This is a genomic window from Ramlibacter rhizophilus (assembly GCF_004681965.1).
In the GTDB taxonomy this organism is placed as follows: domain Bacteria; phylum Pseudomonadota; class Gammaproteobacteria; order Burkholderiales; family Burkholderiaceae_C; genus Ramlibacter; species Ramlibacter rhizophilus.
Map to the genome: position 1 here is coordinate 357,530 of NZ_SMLL01000003.1, position 16,922 is coordinate 374,451.

Sequence of the window (16,922 nt, forward strand, 5' to 3'; positions counted from 1 at the left end):
AATCTCCCTGACCTGATGACCTGCGCATTCTTGGTCAGCCGGCGCACGCGTGGGGGCGGCGGGCGCGTAACGGAATGCAGGGCAGAGCTGTTCCGGCCGCTTGCGGCGAGGGTTTCCACTAGCCAAAACTGTACACGTCCGAACAGTCGGCCTGAGGCAGCCGCACCAAGAATGCGCCCTCAGCATGAACCGCGACGCCGACTCCACTTTCCCGCAGCGCCTCTTGCACCATGCGACACACCAGCCGCAGCGGGCGGCCATCCGCGAGAAGGAATACGGCATCTGGCAGACCCTGGGCTGGCAGGACCTGGCCACGCTCGTGGAGCACCTCGCCTGTGGCCTGCACCGGGCGGGCTTCGCGGCCGGCGAGCACCTCGTGCTGGTGGGCGCGAACCGCCCGCGCCTGTACGCCATGATGCTGGCCGCGCAGGCGCTTGGCGGCATCGCCGTGCCCCTGTACCAGGACGCGGCGGCGGCCGAATGCGTGTTCCCGATCACCAACGCCAACATCCGCTTCGCCTTCGCCGAGGACCAGGAGCAGGTGGACAAGCTGCTGGAGATCCGGCCGCAGTGCCCGCAGCTCGCGCACATCTACTACGACGACCCGCGCGGCCTGCGCAACTACCGGGCGCCGGGGCTCGTGTCGGTGGACCAGCTCGTGGCCGACGGCGCCGAGGCCGCGTCGCGAGAGCCGGGCTTCTTCAGGGCCAAGGTGGAGGCCGGTCGGCCCGACGATGTGGCCGCCATGTTCTTCACCTCGGGCACCACCGGCCAGCCCAAGGGCGTGGTCCACACCCACCGCACGCTGCTGGACCGCGCCTTTGCCGGCGCCGAGTTCGACCGCCTCACCGAGCGCGAGGAAGTGCTGGCCTACATGCCGCCGGCCTGGGTCGGCCAGAACATCTTCAGCTATGCGCAGTGGCTCGCCTGCGGCTACGTGGTGAACTGCCCCGAGTCCGCGGCCACGGTGAACATCGACCTCAAGGAGATCGGGCCGACCTACTACTTCGCGCCGCCGCGCATCTTCGAGGGCATGCTCACCAGCGTCATGATCCGCATGGAAGACGCCGGCGCAATCAAGCGCGGCATGTTCCACGCCTTCATGAAGCTCGCGCGCCGCGTCGGCCCCCGGCTGCGCGACGGCCAGCCGGTGGGCCTGCTGGACCGCATCGGCTACGCGCTCGGTGACGTGCTGGTCTACGGCCCGCTGCGCAACAACCTGGGCTTTTCGCGCGTGCGCGTGGCCTACACCGCCGGCGAGGCGATCGGGCCGGATCTTTTCAGCTTCTACCGCGCCATCGGAATCAACCTCAAGCAGCTGTACGGCTCCACCGAGACGGCGGTGTTCGTGTGCATGCAGCCGGACCACCAGGTCAAGGCCGACACCGTGGGCGTGCCCTGCCGGGGCGTGGAGATCCGGGTGGAGGATGGCGGGGAAATCCTGGTGCGCTCGCCGGGGCTGCTGCGCGAGTACTACCGCAACGAGGCCGCCACGCGCGAGGTCAAGACCGAGGACGGCTGGTACCGCACAGGCGACGCCGGCTTCCTGGACGCGCAGGGGCACCTGAAGATCATCGATCGCGCCAAGGACGTCGGGCGCCTGGCCGGTGGCGCCATGTTCGCGCCCAAGTACATCGAGAACAAGCTCAAGTTCTTCCCGCACATCAAGGAAGCCGTGGCGGTGGGCGACGGCCGCGACAGGGTCTGCGCCATGATCAACATCGACTTCGAGGCCGTGGGCAACTGGGCCGAGCGGCGCAACCTGCCCTATGCCGGCTACACGGACCTGGCGGGCAAGCCGCAGGTGCTGGAGCTGGTGCGCGAATGCGTGGAGCAGGTCAACGCCGACCTGGCCGCCGACGAGCGCCTGTGCGACTCGCAGATCCACCGCTTCCTCGTGCTGCACAAGGAGCTGGACGCCGACGACGGCGAGCTCACGCGCACCAACAAGGTCCGCCGCGGCCACGTGGCCGAGAAGTACAAGGTGCTGGTGGATGCGCTCTACGCGGGCCTGCCCGAGCAGTTCATCGAGACCCAGGTGAAGTTCGAGGACGGGCGCACGGGCACCGTGAGCGCCACCCTGAAGATCGTGGATGCGCGCACCTTCGCGCCGGTGAAGGCGGCGGCATGAAGATCGAGGCGGAGACCCGTTCCATGACCGGCCCCAACCCTCCCGTCCCCGGCGGCATGCGCAGGCCCTTCGGCGAAGTGGTGCTGGAGGTGGAGAACATCTCGCTGTCCTTCGGCGGCGTCAAGGCGCTGTCGGACATTTCGTTCGACGTGCGCGAGCACGAGGTCCGCGCCATCATCGGCCCCAACGGCGCCGGCAAGAGCAGCATGCTCAATTGCATCAATGGCGTGTACCAGCCGCAGCAGGGCGCCATCCGCTTCCGGGGCCGCGAGTTCCGGCACATGAACTCGCGCCAGGTGGCCGAGATGGGCGTGGGCCGCACCTTCCAGAACCTGGCCCTGTTCAAGGGCATGAGCGTGCTGGACAACATCATGACCGGCCGCAACCTCAAGATCCGCAGCAACCTGCTGCTGCAGGCCCTGCGCATCGGGCCGGCCGAGCGCGAGGAGATCCGCCAGCGCGAGTTCGTCGAACACATCATCGACTTCCTGGAGATCCAGCCCTGGCGCAAGACGCCGGTGGGCCAGCTGCCCTACGGCCTGCAAAAGCGAGTGGACCTGGGCCGGGCCCTGGCCATGGAGCCGCAGGTGCTGCTGCTGGACGAGCCCATGGCCGGCATGAACGTGGAGGAGAAGCAGGACATGTGCCGCTTCATCCTGGACGTGAACGACGAGTTCGGCACCACCGTGGTCCTCATCGAGCACGACATGGGCGTGGTCATGGACATCAGCGACCGCGTGGTGGTGCTGGACTACGGTCGCAAGATCGGCGACGGCACGCCGCAAGAGGTGCGCGCGAACGAAGACGTGGTCCGGGCCTACCTGGGCACGTCGCACTGAGGGTCGGCAAGAGATGGGCTTCTTCCTTGAAACGCTGCTCGGTGGCCTCATGGCCGGCATGCTGTACGCGCTGGTCGCGCTGGGCTTCGTGCTGATCTTCAAGGCCTCCGGCGTCTTCAACTTCGCGCAGGGTGCCATGGTGCTCTTCGCGGCGCTGGCCATGGCGCGCTTCGCCGAATGGGTGCCGGCCTGGACGGGCCTGGACAACAAGATCGTCGCCAACGTGCTGGCCTTCCTGCTGGCCGGCGCGGTGATGTTCGTCGTGGCCTGGCTGGTCGAATTGCTGGTGCTGCGGCGGCTGGTGAACCAGGAGGCGGCGACGCTGCTCATGGCCACGCTGGGGATCACCTACTTCCTGGAAGGCGTGGGCCAGACGATCTTCGGCAGCAGCATCTACAAGATCGACATCGGCATGCCCAAGGACCCGGTGATCGTCTTCGACCAGGTGTTCCAGGGCGGCATCCTGATCAACAAGGAGGACGTCATCGCCGCCTGCATCGCGGCGGGGCTGGTGGCGCTGCTCACGCTGTTCTTCCAGAAGACTGGCACCGGCCGCGCGCTGCGCGCCGTGGCCGACGACCACCAGGCCGCGCAGTCCATCGGCATTCCGCTGGACCGCATCTGGGTCATCGTCTGGTGCGTGGCTGGCGTGGTGGCGCTGGTGGCCGGGATGATCTGGGGCAGCAAGCTGGGCGTGCAGTTCTCGCTGGCCACCGTGGCCCTGCGCGCGCTGCCGGTCGTCATCCTGGGCGGCCTCACCTCGGTGCCCGGCGCCATCATCGGCGGGCTCATCATCGGCGTGGGCGAGAAGCTCTCGGAGGTGTACATCGGGCCGCTGGTGGGGGGTGGCATCGAGATCTGGTTCGCCTACGTGCTGGCCCTGGGCTTCCTGCTGATTCGTCCGCAAGGCCTTTTTGGCGAAAAGATCATCGACAGGGTCTGACATGCTCTATCGCGAAAACGGCCAGTTCAAAACCAGCTACCGGTCCGACCAGCAGATCTTCCCGATTCGCCAGGACCGCGTCGTCATCGCGCTCTTCGCCCTCGTGGCCTTCGTGCTGGTGCCGGCGCTGGCGAGCGACTACACCCTACGAGCGCTGCTGATCCCCTTCCTCATCATGGCCCTGGCCGCCCTGGGCGTGAACATCCTGGTGGGCTACTGCGGGCAGATCTCGTTGGGTTCGGGCGCCTTCATGGCGGTGGGGGCGTACGGCGCGTTCAACTTCTTCGCCCGCATCGACGGCATGCCGCTGCTGGGTGCCCTGGTTCTCGGTGGCCTGTGCGCCACCGCCTTCGGCCTGCTCTTCGGCCTGCCCAGCCTGCGGGTCAAGGGCCTGTACCTGGCGGTGGCCACGCTCGCCGCGCAGTTCTTCGCCGACTGGATGTTCCTGCGCGTGAAGTGGTTCACCATGGACACGCCTTCGGGCTCGGTCTCGGTCTCCAACCTGCAGGTGTTCGGCCTGCCCATCGAGAGCGACATCTCCAAGTACCTGTTCTGCCTGAGCGTGCTGGTGGTGATCGGCATCCTGGCCAAGAACCTGGTGCGCAGTGCCATCGGGCGCGAGTGGATGGCCATCCGCGACATGGACGTGGCCGCCGCCGTGATCGGCATCCGGCCCATGTACGCCAAGCTCAGCGCCTTCGCGGTGAGCAGCTTCATCATCGGCGTGGCCGGCGTGCTCTGGGCCTTCGTGTACCTGGGCGCCTGGGAGCCGGCCGCGTTCTCGGTGGACATGTCCTTTCGCCTGCTGTTCATGGTGATCATCGGCGGCCTGGGCTCCATCATGGGCAGCTTCATCGGCGCGGGCTTCATCGTGCTGCTGCCGATCTTCCTCAACCAGTTCCTGCCGGTCCTTGCCGGGCTGGTGGGCCTGGAGATCTCCACGGTCGGCATCGCGCATGCCGAGCTGATGATCTTCGGCGCGCTGATCGTGTGGTTCCTCATCGTGGAGCCACACGGGCTCGCCAAGCTCTGGTCCACGGGCAAGCAGAAGCTGCGCCTGTGGCCGTTCCCGCATTGACTCCCGTTTCGAACCAGCAACCCACAAGGAGACAAGGATGAAAGTCAAAGCCCTGGCAATCGCCGTGACCCTGGCCGCCACCGGCGCGGCGTCGCTCTTTTCCAGCGCCGCGCTCGCGCAGGCCAAGGAGCAGTTCATTCCCGTGCTCTCGTACCGCACGGGTCCCTACGCGCCCAACGGCACGCCCTGGGCCAACGGCTACATCGACTACATGAAGCTGGTCAACGCCCGGGGCGGCATCAACGGCGTCAAGCTCGCCTGGGAGGAGTGCGAAACCGGCTACGACACGGCGCGCAGCGTCGAGTGCTACGAGCGCCTGAAGGGCAAGGGCGCGTCCTTCGTGCAGCCGCTGTCCACGGGCGCCACCTTCGCCATCACCGAGAAGGCGCCGGTGGACAAGATCCCCGTGGTCACCATCGGCTACGGCCGCAGCGAGAGTGCCGACGGAACCGTCTTCAAGTGGAACTTCCCCATCGCCGGCACCTACTGGGTGGCCAGCGACGCCATCCTCCAGGCCATCGCCAAGAAGGAAGGCGGCGGCATGGACAAGCTCAAGGGCAAGAAGATCGCCCTCGTCTACCACGACAGCCCCTTCGGCAAGGAGCCCATCCCGCTCATGCAGGAGCGCGCGAGGATGCACGGCTACGACCTGCAACTGCTGCCGGTGGCGCACCCCGGGGTGGAGCAGAAGTCCACCTGGCTGCAGATTCGCCAGGCCCGGCCGGACTACGTCGTGCTCTGGGGCTGGGGCATCATGAACACCACCGCCATCAAGGAGGCGCAGGCCACCGGCTATCCGCGCGAGAAGATGTACGGCGTGTGGTGGGCCGGTGCCGAGCCGGACGTGAAGGACGTGGCCGACGGCGCCAAGGGCTACAACGCCGTCACCATGCAGCACGGGGCCGAGCCGCAGTCGAAGGTGGTCAAGGACATCCTGGCCATGGTGCATGAGAAGGGGCAGGGCACCGGCCCGAAGGATGAAGTGGGGCAGGTGCTGTACATGCGCGGCGCCATGAGCGCCATGCTGGGCATCGAGGGCATCCGCGCCGCGCAGGAGCGCTTCGGCAAGGGCAAGGTCATGACGGGCGAGCAGGTGCGCTGGGGCCTGGAGAACCTCAACCTCACGCAGCCCAAGCTCGACGCACTGGGCTTCGCCGGCGTCATGCGCCCCATCAGCACCTCCTGCGCCGACCACATGGGCGCGGCCTGGGCCCGCATCCACACCTGGGACGGCAAGCAGTGGAAGTTCACCTCCGACTGGCTGCAGGCCGACGATCAGGTGATCAAGCCGCTGGTGAAGAGCACCGCCGCCAAGTACGCCGCCGAGAAGAAGCTGGAGCCGCGCACGCCGGCGGACTGCCAGTCCTGACCGGCAAGGTCACGCATTCGCGCGGGCACGACTCGCGCGAATGCGAACCCTCCCATCGTTGCTTCTCTTTTCCATGACGGCCACTGCTGCACCCATCGTCCTCGACGTCAACGGCATCGAGGTGATCTACAACCACGTCATCCTGGTGCTCAAGGGCGTGTCGCTGCAGGTGCCCGAAGGCGGCATCGTCGCGCTCCTGGGCGGCAACGGCGCGGGCAAGACCACCACGCTGCGCGCGGTCTCAAACCTGCTGCGCGGCGAGCGCGGCGAGGTCACCAAGGGCAGCATCGAGCTGCGTGGCGAGCGCATCGAGAACCTGTCTCCAGCGCAGCTCGTGCAGCGCGGGGTGGTGCAGGTCATGGAAGGACGCCACTGCTTCGCCCACCTCACCATCGAGGAGAACCTGCTCACGGGCGCCTACACGCGCTCGTCCAAGGGCGAGATCGCGGCCAGCCTGGAGAAGGTCTACACCTACTTCCCGCGCCTGAAGACGCGGCGGACCTCGCAGGCCGCCTACACCTCCGGCGGCGAGCAGCAGATGTGCGCCATCGGCCGCGCGCTCATGGCGCAGCCCAGCCTCGTGCTGCTGGACGAACCCTCCATGGGCCTGGCACCGCAGATCGTCGAGGAAGTCTTCGAGATCGTGAAGGACCTCAACGCACGCGAGAACGTCACCTTCCTGCTGGCCGAGCAGAACACCAGCATGGCGCTGCGCTATGCCAACTATGGCTACATCATGGAGAACGGGCGCGTCGTCATGGACGGGCCGGCGCGGGAGCTGGCGGACAACGAGGACGTGAAGGAGTTCTACCTGGGGATGGGGGGGACGGAGAGGAAGAGTTTCCGGGAGGTGAAGAGTTACCGGAGGAGGAAGAGGTGGTTGGCTTGATCTGCGCTATCTCTGCTTCGTTTTCGAGCCGGTGCTCTCGTTCGTGGCTTGCCGGGTCTCGCCCCGGCGGGCGACCTACTTTCTTTTGCTTCGCCAAAAGAAAGTAGGCAAAGAAAAGGCGACCCCGGTGGCCGTGTCCCTCTTCACCGCTGCGCGGTGAAGAGGGCAACCTGCGGTGCTCGGACGGCGGGGGAAGCGGGCCAAACTCGCCCTGCGGGCTCAGACAAGGCCCGCTTCTTTTTCCCCGCCGTCCTGCGCTCCTCGGCACGTCCACAGGGGAGCTGTCTCGGGCCATCGCTGCGCTCGGCCCCCGGCTTCAACTTCCAAGGACACGGCCGCAGGCCGTGTCGGTCCCTCTCCCCTCCCGTGTGGATGCGCCTGCGCCGGAGTGTTTCGGCCGGAAAAAGGGCCGCGTGCTGTCTGAGCCCGCAGGGCGAGTTTCACGCGGACCCCGGCCGAAGCGCTTCGGCGCAGGTTGCCCCGCGGCGAAGCCGCGGGGTCGCAGCCACCCGGGTCGCCTTTCTTTGCCTACTTTCTTTGGCGAAGCAAAGAAAGTAGGTCGGCCGCCGGGCCGAGACCCGGCACGCCACGCACGACACGCATCACCGCCAACGCAAACCAAGCAAAGCAGAGGAGCGGAGAGGAGAGGAGAGGAGAGGAGAGGAGAGGAGAGGAGAGGAGCCCAGCGCCCTACCCCTCCTCCCCATGCGCCATCGCCTGCAAGGCCGGCAGGTCCAGCACCTCGATCATCCCGTAGCCGATGCGGATCACCCCCTTGTCCTGCATCTCGTGCAGCGCCCGGTTGGCGATCTGCCGTGAAACGCCCGACAGGCGCCCGATCTCCTCCTGCGAGATCGCCAGCTGCGGCGTGGTGCCGGGGTACAGGTCGCGGTTGAAGAGACTGGCTAGGCAGTAGGCGACCTGGGCCTTGGTGTCGTTCAGGCGCAGGCTTTGCACCAGCGCGATGAAGTGGCCCAGGCGGGCGTTGAGCTGGTTGATGAGCCAGCCGTTGAAGGGGTTGCTCTGCTCCATCAGCCACTGGAACGTTGCGCGCGGCATGAGCGCGACCACGCTGTCGCGGATGGCCACCACGTCGTAGGGCCGCGGCTCGCCCTTGAGCACCGCGCCTTCGCCGACCCAGGCACCCGCGGGCACGCCGGCGAAGCTGGCGCACTTGCCGGCGGGCGTCACCGTCTCGACCTTGAGCATGCCTTCGACCACGCCGATCCAGTGCACCGACGGCGTGCCGCGCGCGCAGACGGTGGCGCCGGAGGCGAATTCGCGCACGAGCACGTCGCGGTGGACCCGGTCGGCCTGCGCCGGGGTGAGTGCAGGCATCCACGGCGACGTGTCCAGAAAGGCATGAAGGCGTTCGTAGCTCACTGCGGGACAGCGTGTTCGCGAAGATGGGGAGATGCGATTCTGCGCGAAGGCCGCTGCGGGTTTACCCCGTGCCGAGGCCGGCGTAAATGGTGCCGCCCGGACAGTGCCGCGGCCGCGGCCGGCCTAGATTCCCAGCCTGTCGATGCACCACCGCCCGAGAGCCGCCGTGACCCCGAACGACCTCTACTACGACCCCCTGGAATGCCGGGACCCCGCACTGCGCGAAGCGGCCCTGATGGATGCCCTGGCCCGCCAGGTCGCACGCGCGCAGTCCGACAGTCCCGCGCAGGCCGAACGGCTGGCCGGTGTCGATGCGCAGGCGGTGCGGTCTCGCCAGGCCCTGGCGAGCCTGCCGGTGCTGCGCAAGTCCGAGCTGCTGCAGGCCCAGCAGGCCGGGCGCGAGGCCGGTGGGGCGGACCCCTTCGCCGGCTTTTCCGCCTGCGGCTGGCGCGGCCTGCCGTACCCCCGTCCGGCCCGGCGGGTGTTCCAGTCGCCCGGGCCGCTGTACGAGCCGCAGGGCGAGAGCTGGCGCATGGGGCGGGCGCTGTTCGCCGCCGGCTTCCGCGAGGGTGACCTGATCCACAACAGCTTCAGCTACCACCTCACGCCGGCGGGCTTCATGCTGGACGAGGGCGCCGCCGCGCTGGGCTGCAGCGTCTTCCCGGGCGGCGTGGGCAACACCGAACTGCAGCTGGCGGCGCTGTACGAGTTGCGGGCGCAGGGCTACGGCGGCACGCCCAGCTTCCTCAAGATCCTGCTGGAGGCCGCCGACGCCAAGGGCCGCGAGCCGCCGCCGCTGCGCCGCGCCCTCTTCAGCGGCGAGGCCTACCCGCCCTCGCTGCGCGCCTGGTTCCGCGAACGCGGCATCGCCGGGCTGCAGTGCTATGCCACGGCCGACCTGGGCCTCATCGCCTACGAGACCACGGCCTGCGAAGGCCTGGTGCTGGACGAGCACGTCATCGTCGAGATCGTGCAGCCCGGCACGGGTGACCCGCTGCCCGACGGCGAGGTGGGCGAGGTCGTTGTCACCACGCTGGATGCCGACTATCCGCTGATCCGCTTCGGCACCGGCGACCTGAGCGCGGTGCTGCCCGGCACGTGTCCCACGGGGCGCACCAACACCCGCATCAAGGGCTGGATGGGCCGGGCAGACCAGACCACCAAGGTGCGCGGCATGTTCGTCACGCCCGGGCAGATCGCCGAGCTGGGCAAGCGCCACTCCGACGTACAGCGGCTGCGCCTGAGTGTCGAAGGCGCGCTGGGTGAGGACCGCATGGTCCTGCAGGCCGAGGCGGCGCAGCCTTCGCCCGCGCTGGCCGAGGCGCTGGCCCGCAGCCTGCGCGATGTGACCAAGCTGCGCGGCGAAGTCAGGCTGCTCGCGCCGGGAAGCCTGCCCGCCGACGGCAAGGTGATCGAGGACCTGCGCAAGTACGACTGAAGCCGGGCGGCACGCGAAGTCCGAAGGCCACACCGGCGCTGCGCGTGAGGCCCGACGCCACCGGGCTGCTATCACTTTGTCGAACATCGAAACTGTCTGACACGCCGTGTTTCAAAAGCCCGACAAGCGCATGAGCTTCGCGCGCACTTCCGCGGCGAACCGTCGAGCCAACGATGGGGGCATGAAAATCCTCAACCTGCTCCACGTCACGTTCGCGTGCGCCTTCTACCGGTGGGCCCTGCGCGAGATCGATCCGCTGCATCCGGACGTGCCGCGCCTGCTGCTGCGACGCCAGGAGCTGGAGGAGCGGGCCCATCGCCTGTGGGCCTGAGGCCTGTGGCGCGCCTGGGCGCCGGCCGTCACCGCCGCATTGAGCACCTGGGCGCCGGCGATTAGCGCCGGCGCGTGCGGCTGCCACGCAGCACGCCCACCAGCAGCAGCAGCACGATGGCCCCCAGCACCGAGGCCACCCAGCCGGCCGCCTCGTAGGGGCCGTACAGCCCGAAGGACGCCCCGATCACGCGCGCCAGCGCCGCACCGGCAATGCCCAGCAGCGTGGTGAAAATCAGCCCCATGCGATCGTCGCCCGGCTTGATGGCCCGGGCGATCAGGCCCACCAGGAAGCCGACGATGATGGTGCCGATGATGTTCGTGATCATGATGAGCCTTCCTTCGTTCTGATCGGACGTGGCTCATGCTAGAGGGGCCGGTGCCGGGCATCCTGTAGGCCGAGCCAGCGTGGCGGGGTAGTACGGGCCGGACGGCCTGCGGGCACTGTGGGGTGTGCTCCTGGGCGCGCCGGTGACGCGCCAGTCGGAGCAGTGGCTTCACCGTCTCACTGCCCCTCCCGCTCCAGGAAGCGCATCAGGTTCTTGTAGGCGCTTTCCCGGTCGCGGGTTCTGTCGCGCAGGCCGGCGTGGACCTCCTGCTCCGACAAGGTGTCCGGGTAGAGCTCGCGAATGCAGCGCCTGCGGTTGGCGCGGCGGTAGGCCGCCTTGGCCCTGCGCAGTTCGTTCTGCACCCGGGTGTGGGACCTCCAGGCGACGGCCAGGCCGGGGATGAGGGCCAGCATGCCCGCGACGACCGGGTCCACGAAGAAAGCGCCGGCAGCGAAGGCGATGGCGGCCACGAGGATGGCAGGGCCCCACAGGAAGCGCTTGGCGGCGTTCTTCGCGTTCTGGAGGTGCATCGAGACCTGCTGGAATTCCAGGCGGCCATGGCTGGCGCGCACGTCCTGCAGGTGCCGCTGCGCGCTGAGCATCTCCCGCCGCAGGCCGCTGTCGGGGACGGCGAAATAGAGGTCGCGGAGGGTGGTGCGCACATGGTCTGCGTCGCGGGCGCGGCTGATTTCCGGATCGACGGGGTCGGGTGGGTCGCCGCGTTCGGCGGCGGCGTCCCGGGCCCGCTTGGAGGCCTCGCGGGCCCAGTCCGCGTGGTGCTTGATCCTGGCCTGGGTCTCCAGTTCGAGCACCCGGGCCAGGTGCGGCTTCAAGACTTCTTCCAGCTCCGAATGCGGCGGCATGCCGCCCACGGTCCTGTGCGCTGACTCTTGCATCGAATCGCCTCCCTGTGATTGCCAATGAATGTCTTCTTCGACCGACACCGCCTGGACCGGCGTGTCAGCACTCACTGCGCTCCTCGCGCTGCCGCTCCATCTCCAGGAAGCGCTTGAGGTTCTCGTACGCGCTCTGCCCGTCGCACAGGCGGTCCCGCAGCCCGGTGTTCGCCTCCTCCCAGGAAAAGGTGAGCGGGTACAGGTCGCGCAGTCGCTTGTCGCGGTGGAGGTAGTGATAGGTGGCCTGGGCCCGCGCCAGCTCGGCCAGGAGGCGTCGTCCCACCATCCAGGCAAGGCCCAGCCCGAGGCCCAAGGCGCCAAGGGCCACGGGCAGGGGCGGGGCGAACTGCGAGCCGAGGACGTAGGCCAGGCCGCCGACGCTCACGCCCGGAACCCAGCCGGGATACCTCGCGGCGCGGGTGGCGCGTTGAAGCTCGCGCGCGGCCTGCTGCAGTTCGTCGCGGCCGTGGCTGGCACGCACTTCGTCGAGCCTGCGGTGCTCGTCCAGCAACTGCCTGCGCAGCCCGCGCTCGGGGATGTCGAAGTACAGGTCGCGGATGGCTGAGCGGGCCCGGTCTGCTTCGCGGGCATAGAGGGCTTCGAAGTCGATCGGACCGGCGCGTTCGGCCCGAATCCCGTGCGGGGAGTCAGCGTCCAACACGGCCGCGCGCAGTCGGTCCGCTTCGTCCTGGATGCCGGCCTCCACCTCCAGCGCGCGCACCGTGGCGACATGCGGCCGCAGCAGGTCTTCCAGTTCCTTGTGCAGGCGGCGCACCCGCAGGCCGCGCGAATCGTCTCGCATCGACTTACCTCCCTTCAGCGCGCGCATGGTTACTTAGGAATTCAGTTGAGTGTATTGGTGTTAATGTTGTGGTTGACTGGAGTCGGCTGTTGTCGGCCTCTTAAGAGGCGTCGAGTGCGCCCATGACCAGAGTTCCTGCCGCAGCCCACCCAGGCGTCCTACACGGCGGAGCGCCGGCGTTCCTTAGGATTCGCCAGCCATTGAACAGCCAGGGAGGGCTGCATGATCGAAGTGAAGCAGGACAAGCCCGCCGTCCGCGATGCGGACCGCATCGACATTTCCCACGACTACGCCGTGTGCGCCTGGGCGCGCCAGTTCAACGTGAGCCAGCAGGCGGTGCGTGAGGCGGTGGCGGCGGTGGGGGACCGGGCCGGGCGGGTGCGGGTGCACCTGCAGGAGCGGGTGCGCTCGCAGGGCGCGAGCGAGCGACCGCGCAGCGACTGAGCGGCAGCCGCAGGCTCAGACGCCGCCCAGCGCCCGCAGCACGTTCTCCGGCGTGGCCGGCGCGACCAGGCGCGAGGCGTTCTGCGGCGCGCCGGCGCTCGCGACCGCGTCGCGGATCGCCTCCCACACGCTGATGCCCAGCATGAAGGGAGGCTCGCCGACGGCCTTGCTGCCGCCGACGTTGTCCTCGCGGTTCGGCTCGGGCCAGAGGGCCACCGTGAAGTGCTCCGGGATGTCGCCGGTGGCGGGGATCTTGTAGGTGCTGGGGGCGTGCGTGGCGAGCTTGCCGTCCGCGGTCCACACGAGCTGCTCGGTGGTGAGCCAGCCCATGCCCTGCACGAAGCCGCCTTCGATCTGCCCGATGTCGATGGCCGGGTTGATGGACGTGCCCACGTCGTGGAGGATGTCCACGGCCAGCACGCGGCTCTCGCCGGTGAGGGTGTCGATGGCCACTTCGCTGCAGGCGGCGCCGTAGCTGAAGTAGTAGAAGGGCCGGCCGGTCAGCGTGACCTTGTCGTAGTGGATCTTGGGCGTGCGGTAGAAGCCGTCGCTCCACAGCTGGATGCGGTTGGCGTAGGCCAGGCGCACCACCTCGTCGAAGCTGCGCGTGCAGGTGGGCGAGATGACCTCGCCTGCGCGCAGGCGCACCGCGCCCGCGCCGCAGCCGTCCAGGCCGGCCACGAACGCGGCCAGGTTGTCACGGATGTTGCGGGCCGCGAACTGCGCGGCGCGGCCGTTCAGGTCGGTGCCGCTGGAGGCCGCGGTGGCCGAGGCGTTGGGCACCTTGCCGGTCTCGGTGGCGGTGCAGCGCACGCGCTCGAAGGGCACACCCAGTTCGTCGGCCACCACCTGCATGATCTTGGTGTGCAGGCCCTGGCCCATCTCGGTGCCGCCGTGATTGAGCTGCACGCTGCCGTCGGTGAAGACATGCACCAGCGCGCCGGCCTGGTTGAAGAAGGTGGCGGTGAAGCTGATGCCGAACTTGACCGGCGTCAGGGCGATGCCGCGCTTGATGACCGGGCTTTGCGCGTTCCAGCGGGCGATGCGGGCGCGGCGTTCTTCGTAGCGCGAGGTCTTCGCCAGCTCGGAGATGAGGGGCTCGAGGATGTTGTCCTCGACCTTCATTTGGTAATGGGTGGTGTTGCGGCGAGGGGCTTCGACAGGCTCAGCCCGAACGGTGGGTGTTGGAACGGCCTGTAGAGAAGCGACATCCGTTCGCCCTGAGCCTGTCGAAGGGCTCTGCACCACCTCCTCGCTGTACAGATTGCGCAGCCGCACCTGCAGCGGATCCAGCCGCAGGTGCCGTGCGATGTCGCCCAGGATCGCCTCGATCGCGATCACCCCCTGCGGGCCGCCGAAGCCGCGAAAGGCGGTATGGCTCTGCACATTCGTCTTGCAGCGGTACGACGCGATCTCCACGTCCGAGAGGAAGTAGGCGTTGTCGGTGTGGAAGATGGCGCGGTCGGCCACCGGCCCGGACAGGTCCGCGGAGAAGCCGCAGTTGGCCAGCATGTCCAGCTTGAGCGCGGTGATGCGGCCGCTGTCGTCGAAGCCCACCTGCCAGTCGTAGGCGAAGGGGTGGCGCTTGCCGGTGATCATGAAGTCGTCGTCGCGGTCCAGCCGCAGCTTGACCGGCCGCCCCAGCTTGCGCGCGGCCAGCGCCGCCCACACGGCCATGTGGCCCGCCTGCGTTTCCTTGCCGCCGAAGCCGCCGCCCATGCGCCGGCATTCCACCGTGACGGCGTTGTTCTCCAGGCCCAGCGCATGCGCCACCCAGTGCTGCACTTCGCCCGGATGCTGCGTGCTGGAGTGGATGTGCCACTGGCCCTGCTCGCGCGGAATGGCGTAGGCCACCTGGCCTTCCAGGTAGAAGTGCTCCTGGCCGCCCACTTCCAGCTGGCCCTGCAGGCGATGGGCCGAAGCCGTGAGCGCCGCCTCCGGCTCGCCGCGACGCACCACCACCGGCGGCAGCACGTAGCTTTGCGCCGCGTGGGCCGCGCGCACGTCCAGCACCGCCGGCAGGGCTTCGATGTCGAGCTTGACGAGCCGCGCCGCGCGCCGCGCCGATTGCACGCTGTCCGCCACCACCAGGCCGATCACCTGGCCGACGTGCTGCACGCTGTCCCGCGCGAAGATGGGTTCGTCGTGCACGAAAGTGGCGAGCACCGGGTCGCCGGGGATGTCGGCGGCCAGCACCACGCCGCGCACGCCGGGCAGGGCCAGCGCGGGCTGCGCATCGACGCCGCGCAGGCTGCCATGGGCCACGGGCGAGAGGATGGGCGCCGCGTGCAGCGTGCCCCGCAGTTCGGGGATGTCGTCGATGTAGGTCGCCCGCCCGGCCACTTGCGCGCGGGCGCTCTCGTGGATGCGCGAGCTGCCCACGGCGGGCATGGCCTGCGCGGGCGCGTGCGGCGACTGCGTGGCGGGGGCCAGGTTGCGCTCGCCCGCGTCGGCCGCGCCGCCGGGGCCGCCGCCGGATGCGGCGTCGAAGTCCTTGTCGCGGGCGTTCATGCCGTCACCTCGTCGTCCAGGCGGAAGTTCTCCAGGTTGAGGGATGTGGCGCCCTGGCTTTCCAGCCAGAAGCGCGTCATGAGGTTGCCCAGCACCTGCCGGCGGTAGGCGGCGCTGGCGCGCATGTCGCTGATGGGGCTGAACTCGGCGCGCAGGCGCTCGGCGGCGGCTTCGGCCGCTTCGGCGGTCCAGGGTCGGCCGGCGAGCAGGGCCTCGGCCTGGCGGGCCCGCGCGGGAGTGGCTGCGACGCCGCCGGCACCGATGCGCACGCTGCGCACCGCATTGCCTTCGCGTTGCATGGCGATCACCAGGCAGATCGCGGAGATGTCGTCGTCGTAGCGCTTGGAGATCTTGTACGCGCGCAGGAACTCGCCCTGGGAGGGCCCGGGCACGAGCACGCGGGCCACGACCTCGTCCGGCGCGAGCACGGTCTTGCGGTAGCCGGTGTAGAAGTCCTCCAGCGCCAGCGTGCGTTCGCCGCGCGCGCTGGCCAGCACGAGCTGCGCGCCCAGGGCGATGAGCAGCGGCATGGAGTCGCCGATGGGCGAGCCGTTGGCGATGTTGCCGCCCAGCGTGCCGGCGTTGCGCACCGGCAGGCCCGCGAAGCGTTCGGCGAAGGTCTGGAGCGCCGGTCGCTGGCCGACCAGCGCCGCGAAGGCGTCGGTGAGCGAGACGGCGGCGCCGATGGACAGGCCCTGCGTCTCGCCCCAGGGCTCGATGCGCCGCAGCTCGCTCACGCGCGTCACGTCGAGCACCTGCTCGTAGCGCTTGTGCATCTTGGTGATCCACAGGCCCACGTCGGTGGTGCCGGCGACGATCTGCGCCTGCGGGTGCGCGGCGCGCACGGCGAGGAGGTCCGCGAGCGTGGTCGGGGCCATGTAGCCACCGGAAGCGGCGCGCGGCGCGATGCCCTGCAGCTGCGCGAGCAGCGCGGCTTCGTCCACGCGCACGGGCGGCAGCTCGGCCATGCGCTGCGCGGCATCCAGGATGGGCCGGTAGCCCGTGCAGCGGCACAGGTTGCCTGAAAGCTCCACCTGCGCCAGCGCGCGGTCGATGCGCTCGCCTCGGCACACATGGTTCTGGTACATGCCGAACAGGCTCATCACGAAGCCGGGCGTGCAGAAGCCGCATTGCGAGCCGTGGCACTGCACCATGGCCTCCTGGGCCGGATGCAGCGGGCCTTCCGCGGGGGCGAGGTCCTCCACCGTGTAGACCGCCGTGCCGTCCACCGAATGCGCGAGGCGGATGCAGCTGTTGACCGCCCGCCAGCGCAAGCCGCCCTGGTCCGGCTCGGCCAGCACCACGGTGCAGGCGCCGCAGTCGCCCTCGTTGCAGCCTTCCTTGGTGCCGGTGCAGCCCAGGTCCTCGCGCAGCAGCTCGAGCAGCGTGCGGTCGGGTGGTACATTGCCGAGCGATACGAGCTCGCCCCGGCGGATGAATCGGATCGTCTTGTTGTCCATGTCGCTTCAGTATGACGGCGTTCGCGTGAGCTTCGAGGTTAGGAGCGCCAAGCGGCCGGCGCATAAGCGCCGCCGTATGA

At 68.9% G+C, this 16,922-nt stretch carries 15 protein-coding genes; 9 read left to right on the forward strand and 6 right to left on the reverse strand.

Translation table 11 applies throughout. The features are described 5' to 3' along the window. Positions 1–184: 184 nt before the first annotated feature. The 6 genes from EZ242_RS08205 (at position 185) to EZ242_RS08230 (ending at position 7,249) form a co-directional block, all read left to right on the forward strand. The gene (locus EZ242_RS08205) at positions 185–2,131 is read left to right on the forward strand and encodes an AMP-dependent synthetase/ligase (protein ID WP_135284652.1); all 1,947 of its coding nucleotides are present in this window, start codon (positions 185–187) and stop codon (positions 2,129–2,131) included. 56 nt (positions 2,132–2,187) lie between these two features. After that, on the forward strand, positions 2,188–2,970 hold the full coding sequence (locus tag EZ242_RS08210) for an ABC transporter ATP-binding protein (RefSeq protein ID WP_135284990.1): 783 nt from the start codon (positions 2,188–2,190) through the stop codon (positions 2,968–2,970). A gap of 13 nt (positions 2,971–2,983) precedes the next feature. Beyond that, positions 2,984–3,913 (forward strand): branched-chain amino acid ABC transporter permease, encoded by a 930-nt coding sequence (locus tag EZ242_RS08215; RefSeq protein WP_135284653.1) that lies wholly within the window; start codon positions 2,984–2,986, stop codon positions 3,911–3,913. Between the two features lies 1 nt (position 3,914). Next, positions 3,915–4,991: a branched-chain amino acid ABC transporter permease gene (locus EZ242_RS08220; protein ID WP_135284654.1), complete on the forward strand. Its 1,077-nt coding sequence runs from the start codon at positions 3,915–3,917 to the stop codon at positions 4,989–4,991. 37 nt (positions 4,992–5,028) lie between these two features. Continuing rightward, positions 5,029–6,360 (forward strand): ABC transporter substrate-binding protein, encoded by a 1,332-nt coding sequence (locus tag EZ242_RS08225; protein WP_135284655.1) that lies wholly within the window; start codon positions 5,029–5,031, stop codon positions 6,358–6,360. Positions 6,361–6,433: 73 nt separating this feature from the next. After that, positions 6,434–7,249 (forward strand): ABC transporter ATP-binding protein, encoded by an 816-nt coding sequence (locus EZ242_RS08230; RefSeq protein ID WP_135284991.1) that lies wholly within the window; start codon positions 6,434–6,436, stop codon positions 7,247–7,249. 690 nt (positions 7,250–7,939) lie between these two features. Here the strand turns inward: EZ242_RS08230 and EZ242_RS08235 are convergent. Further along, positions 7,940–8,587 (reverse strand): Crp/Fnr family transcriptional regulator, encoded by a 648-nt coding sequence (locus EZ242_RS08235; RefSeq protein WP_135284656.1) that lies wholly within the window; start codon positions 8,585–8,587, stop codon positions 7,940–7,942. A 280-nt stretch (positions 8,588–8,867) separates the two neighbouring features. On the opposite strand from EZ242_RS08235, the gene EZ242_RS08240 reads away from it, so the two are divergent. Both EZ242_RS08240 and EZ242_RS21980 read left to right on the forward strand, forming a co-directional pair. Next, positions 8,868–10,070, forward strand: coding sequence for a phenylacetate--CoA ligase family protein (locus EZ242_RS08240; RefSeq protein ID WP_240787038.1), 1,203 nt, complete (start codon positions 8,868–8,870; stop codon positions 10,068–10,070). Positions 10,071–10,251: 181 nt separating this feature from the next. Further along, the gene (locus EZ242_RS21980; RefSeq protein ID WP_167784694.1) at positions 10,252–10,401 is read left to right on the forward strand and encodes a hypothetical protein; all 150 of its coding nucleotides are present in this window, start codon (positions 10,252–10,254) and stop codon (positions 10,399–10,401) included. A 61-nt stretch (positions 10,402–10,462) separates the two neighbouring features. Here EZ242_RS21980 and EZ242_RS08245 read toward each other — a convergent pair whose 3' ends face one another. From EZ242_RS08245 to EZ242_RS08255, 3 genes are all read right to left on the reverse strand, one after another. Next, complete coding sequence (locus EZ242_RS08245; RefSeq protein WP_420821240.1) at positions 10,463–10,729, reverse strand: GlsB/YeaQ/YmgE family stress response membrane protein; 267 nt, start codon at positions 10,727–10,729, stop codon at positions 10,463–10,465. Between the two features lie 176 nt (positions 10,730–10,905). Beyond that, on the reverse strand, positions 10,906–11,592 hold the full coding sequence (locus EZ242_RS08250; RefSeq protein WP_135284658.1) for a hypothetical protein: 687 nt from the start codon (positions 11,590–11,592) through the stop codon (positions 10,906–10,908). 97 nt (positions 11,593–11,689) lie between these two features. Further along, the gene (locus tag EZ242_RS08255; RefSeq protein ID WP_135284659.1) at positions 11,690–12,427 is read right to left on the reverse strand and encodes a hypothetical protein; all 738 of its coding nucleotides are present in this window, start codon (positions 12,425–12,427) and stop codon (positions 11,690–11,692) included. Positions 12,428–12,649: 222 nt separating this feature from the next. Between EZ242_RS08255 and EZ242_RS08260 the strand changes: the two genes are divergently transcribed. Beyond that, positions 12,650–12,871, forward strand: a complete 222-nt coding sequence (locus EZ242_RS08260; protein ID WP_135284660.1) for a DUF3606 domain-containing protein — start codon at positions 12,650–12,652, stop codon at positions 12,869–12,871. A gap of 15 nt (positions 12,872–12,886) precedes the next feature. Here EZ242_RS08260 and xdhB read toward each other — a convergent pair whose 3' ends face one another. Together xdhB and xdhA are read right to left on the reverse strand one after the other, a co-directional pair. Next, positions 12,887–15,382 (reverse strand): xanthine dehydrogenase molybdopterin binding subunit, encoded by a 2,496-nt coding sequence (gene xdhB, locus EZ242_RS08265; RefSeq protein WP_135284661.1) that lies wholly within the window; start codon positions 15,380–15,382, stop codon positions 12,887–12,889. Beyond that, complete coding sequence (xdhA, locus tag EZ242_RS08270; protein WP_135284662.1) at positions 15,379–16,842, reverse strand: xanthine dehydrogenase small subunit; 1,464 nt, start codon at positions 16,840–16,842, stop codon at positions 15,379–15,381. The genes xdhB and xdhA overlap by 4 nt, the downstream gene beginning before the upstream one ends. Between the last annotated feature and the right edge of the window lie 80 nt (positions 16,843–16,922).

Coding starts and splice junctions, on each gene's coding strand:
- EZ242_RS08205 (WP_135284652.1), top strand. CDS start 185: ATGAACCGCGACGCCGACTCCACTTTCCCGCAGCGCCTCTTGCACCAT.
- EZ242_RS08210 (WP_135284990.1), top strand. CDS start 2,188: ATGCGCAGGCCCTTCGGCGAAGTGGTGCTGGAGGTGGAGAACATCTCG.
- EZ242_RS08215 (WP_135284653.1), top strand. CDS start 2,984: ATGGGCTTCTTCCTTGAAACGCTGCTCGGTGGCCTCATGGCCGGCATG.
- EZ242_RS08220 (WP_135284654.1), top strand. CDS start 3,915: ATGCTCTATCGCGAAAACGGCCAGTTCAAAACCAGCTACCGGTCCGAC.
- EZ242_RS08225 (WP_135284655.1), top strand. CDS start 5,029: ATGAAAGTCAAAGCCCTGGCAATCGCCGTGACCCTGGCCGCCACCGGC.
- EZ242_RS08230 (WP_135284991.1), top strand. CDS start 6,434: ATGACGGCCACTGCTGCACCCATCGTCCTCGACGTCAACGGCATCGAG.
- EZ242_RS08235 (WP_135284656.1), bottom strand. CDS start 8,587: ATGCCTGCACTCACCCCGGCGCAGGCCGACCGGGTCCACCGCGACGTG.
- EZ242_RS08240 (WP_240787038.1), top strand. CDS start 8,868: ATGGATGCCCTGGCCCGCCAGGTCGCACGCGCGCAGTCCGACAGTCCC.
- EZ242_RS21980 (WP_167784694.1), top strand. CDS start 10,252: ATGAAAATCCTCAACCTGCTCCACGTCACGTTCGCGTGCGCCTTCTAC.
- EZ242_RS08245 (WP_420821240.1), bottom strand. CDS start 10,729: ATGATCACGAACATCATCGGCACCATCATCGTCGGCTTCCTGGTGGGC.
- EZ242_RS08250 (WP_135284658.1), bottom strand. CDS start 11,592: ATGCCGCCGCATTCGGAGCTGGAAGAAGTCTTGAAGCCGCACCTGGCC.
- EZ242_RS08255 (WP_135284659.1), bottom strand. CDS start 12,427: ATGCGAGACGATTCGCGCGGCCTGCGGGTGCGCCGCCTGCACAAGGAA.
- EZ242_RS08260 (WP_135284660.1), top strand. CDS start 12,650: ATGATCGAAGTGAAGCAGGACAAGCCCGCCGTCCGCGATGCGGACCGC.
- xdhB (WP_135284661.1), bottom strand. CDS start 15,382: ATGAACGCCCGCGACAAGGACTTCGACGCCGCATCCGGCGGCGGCCCC.
- xdhA (WP_135284662.1), bottom strand. CDS start 16,842: ATGGACAACAAGACGATCCGATTCATCCGCCGGGGCGAGCTCGTATCG.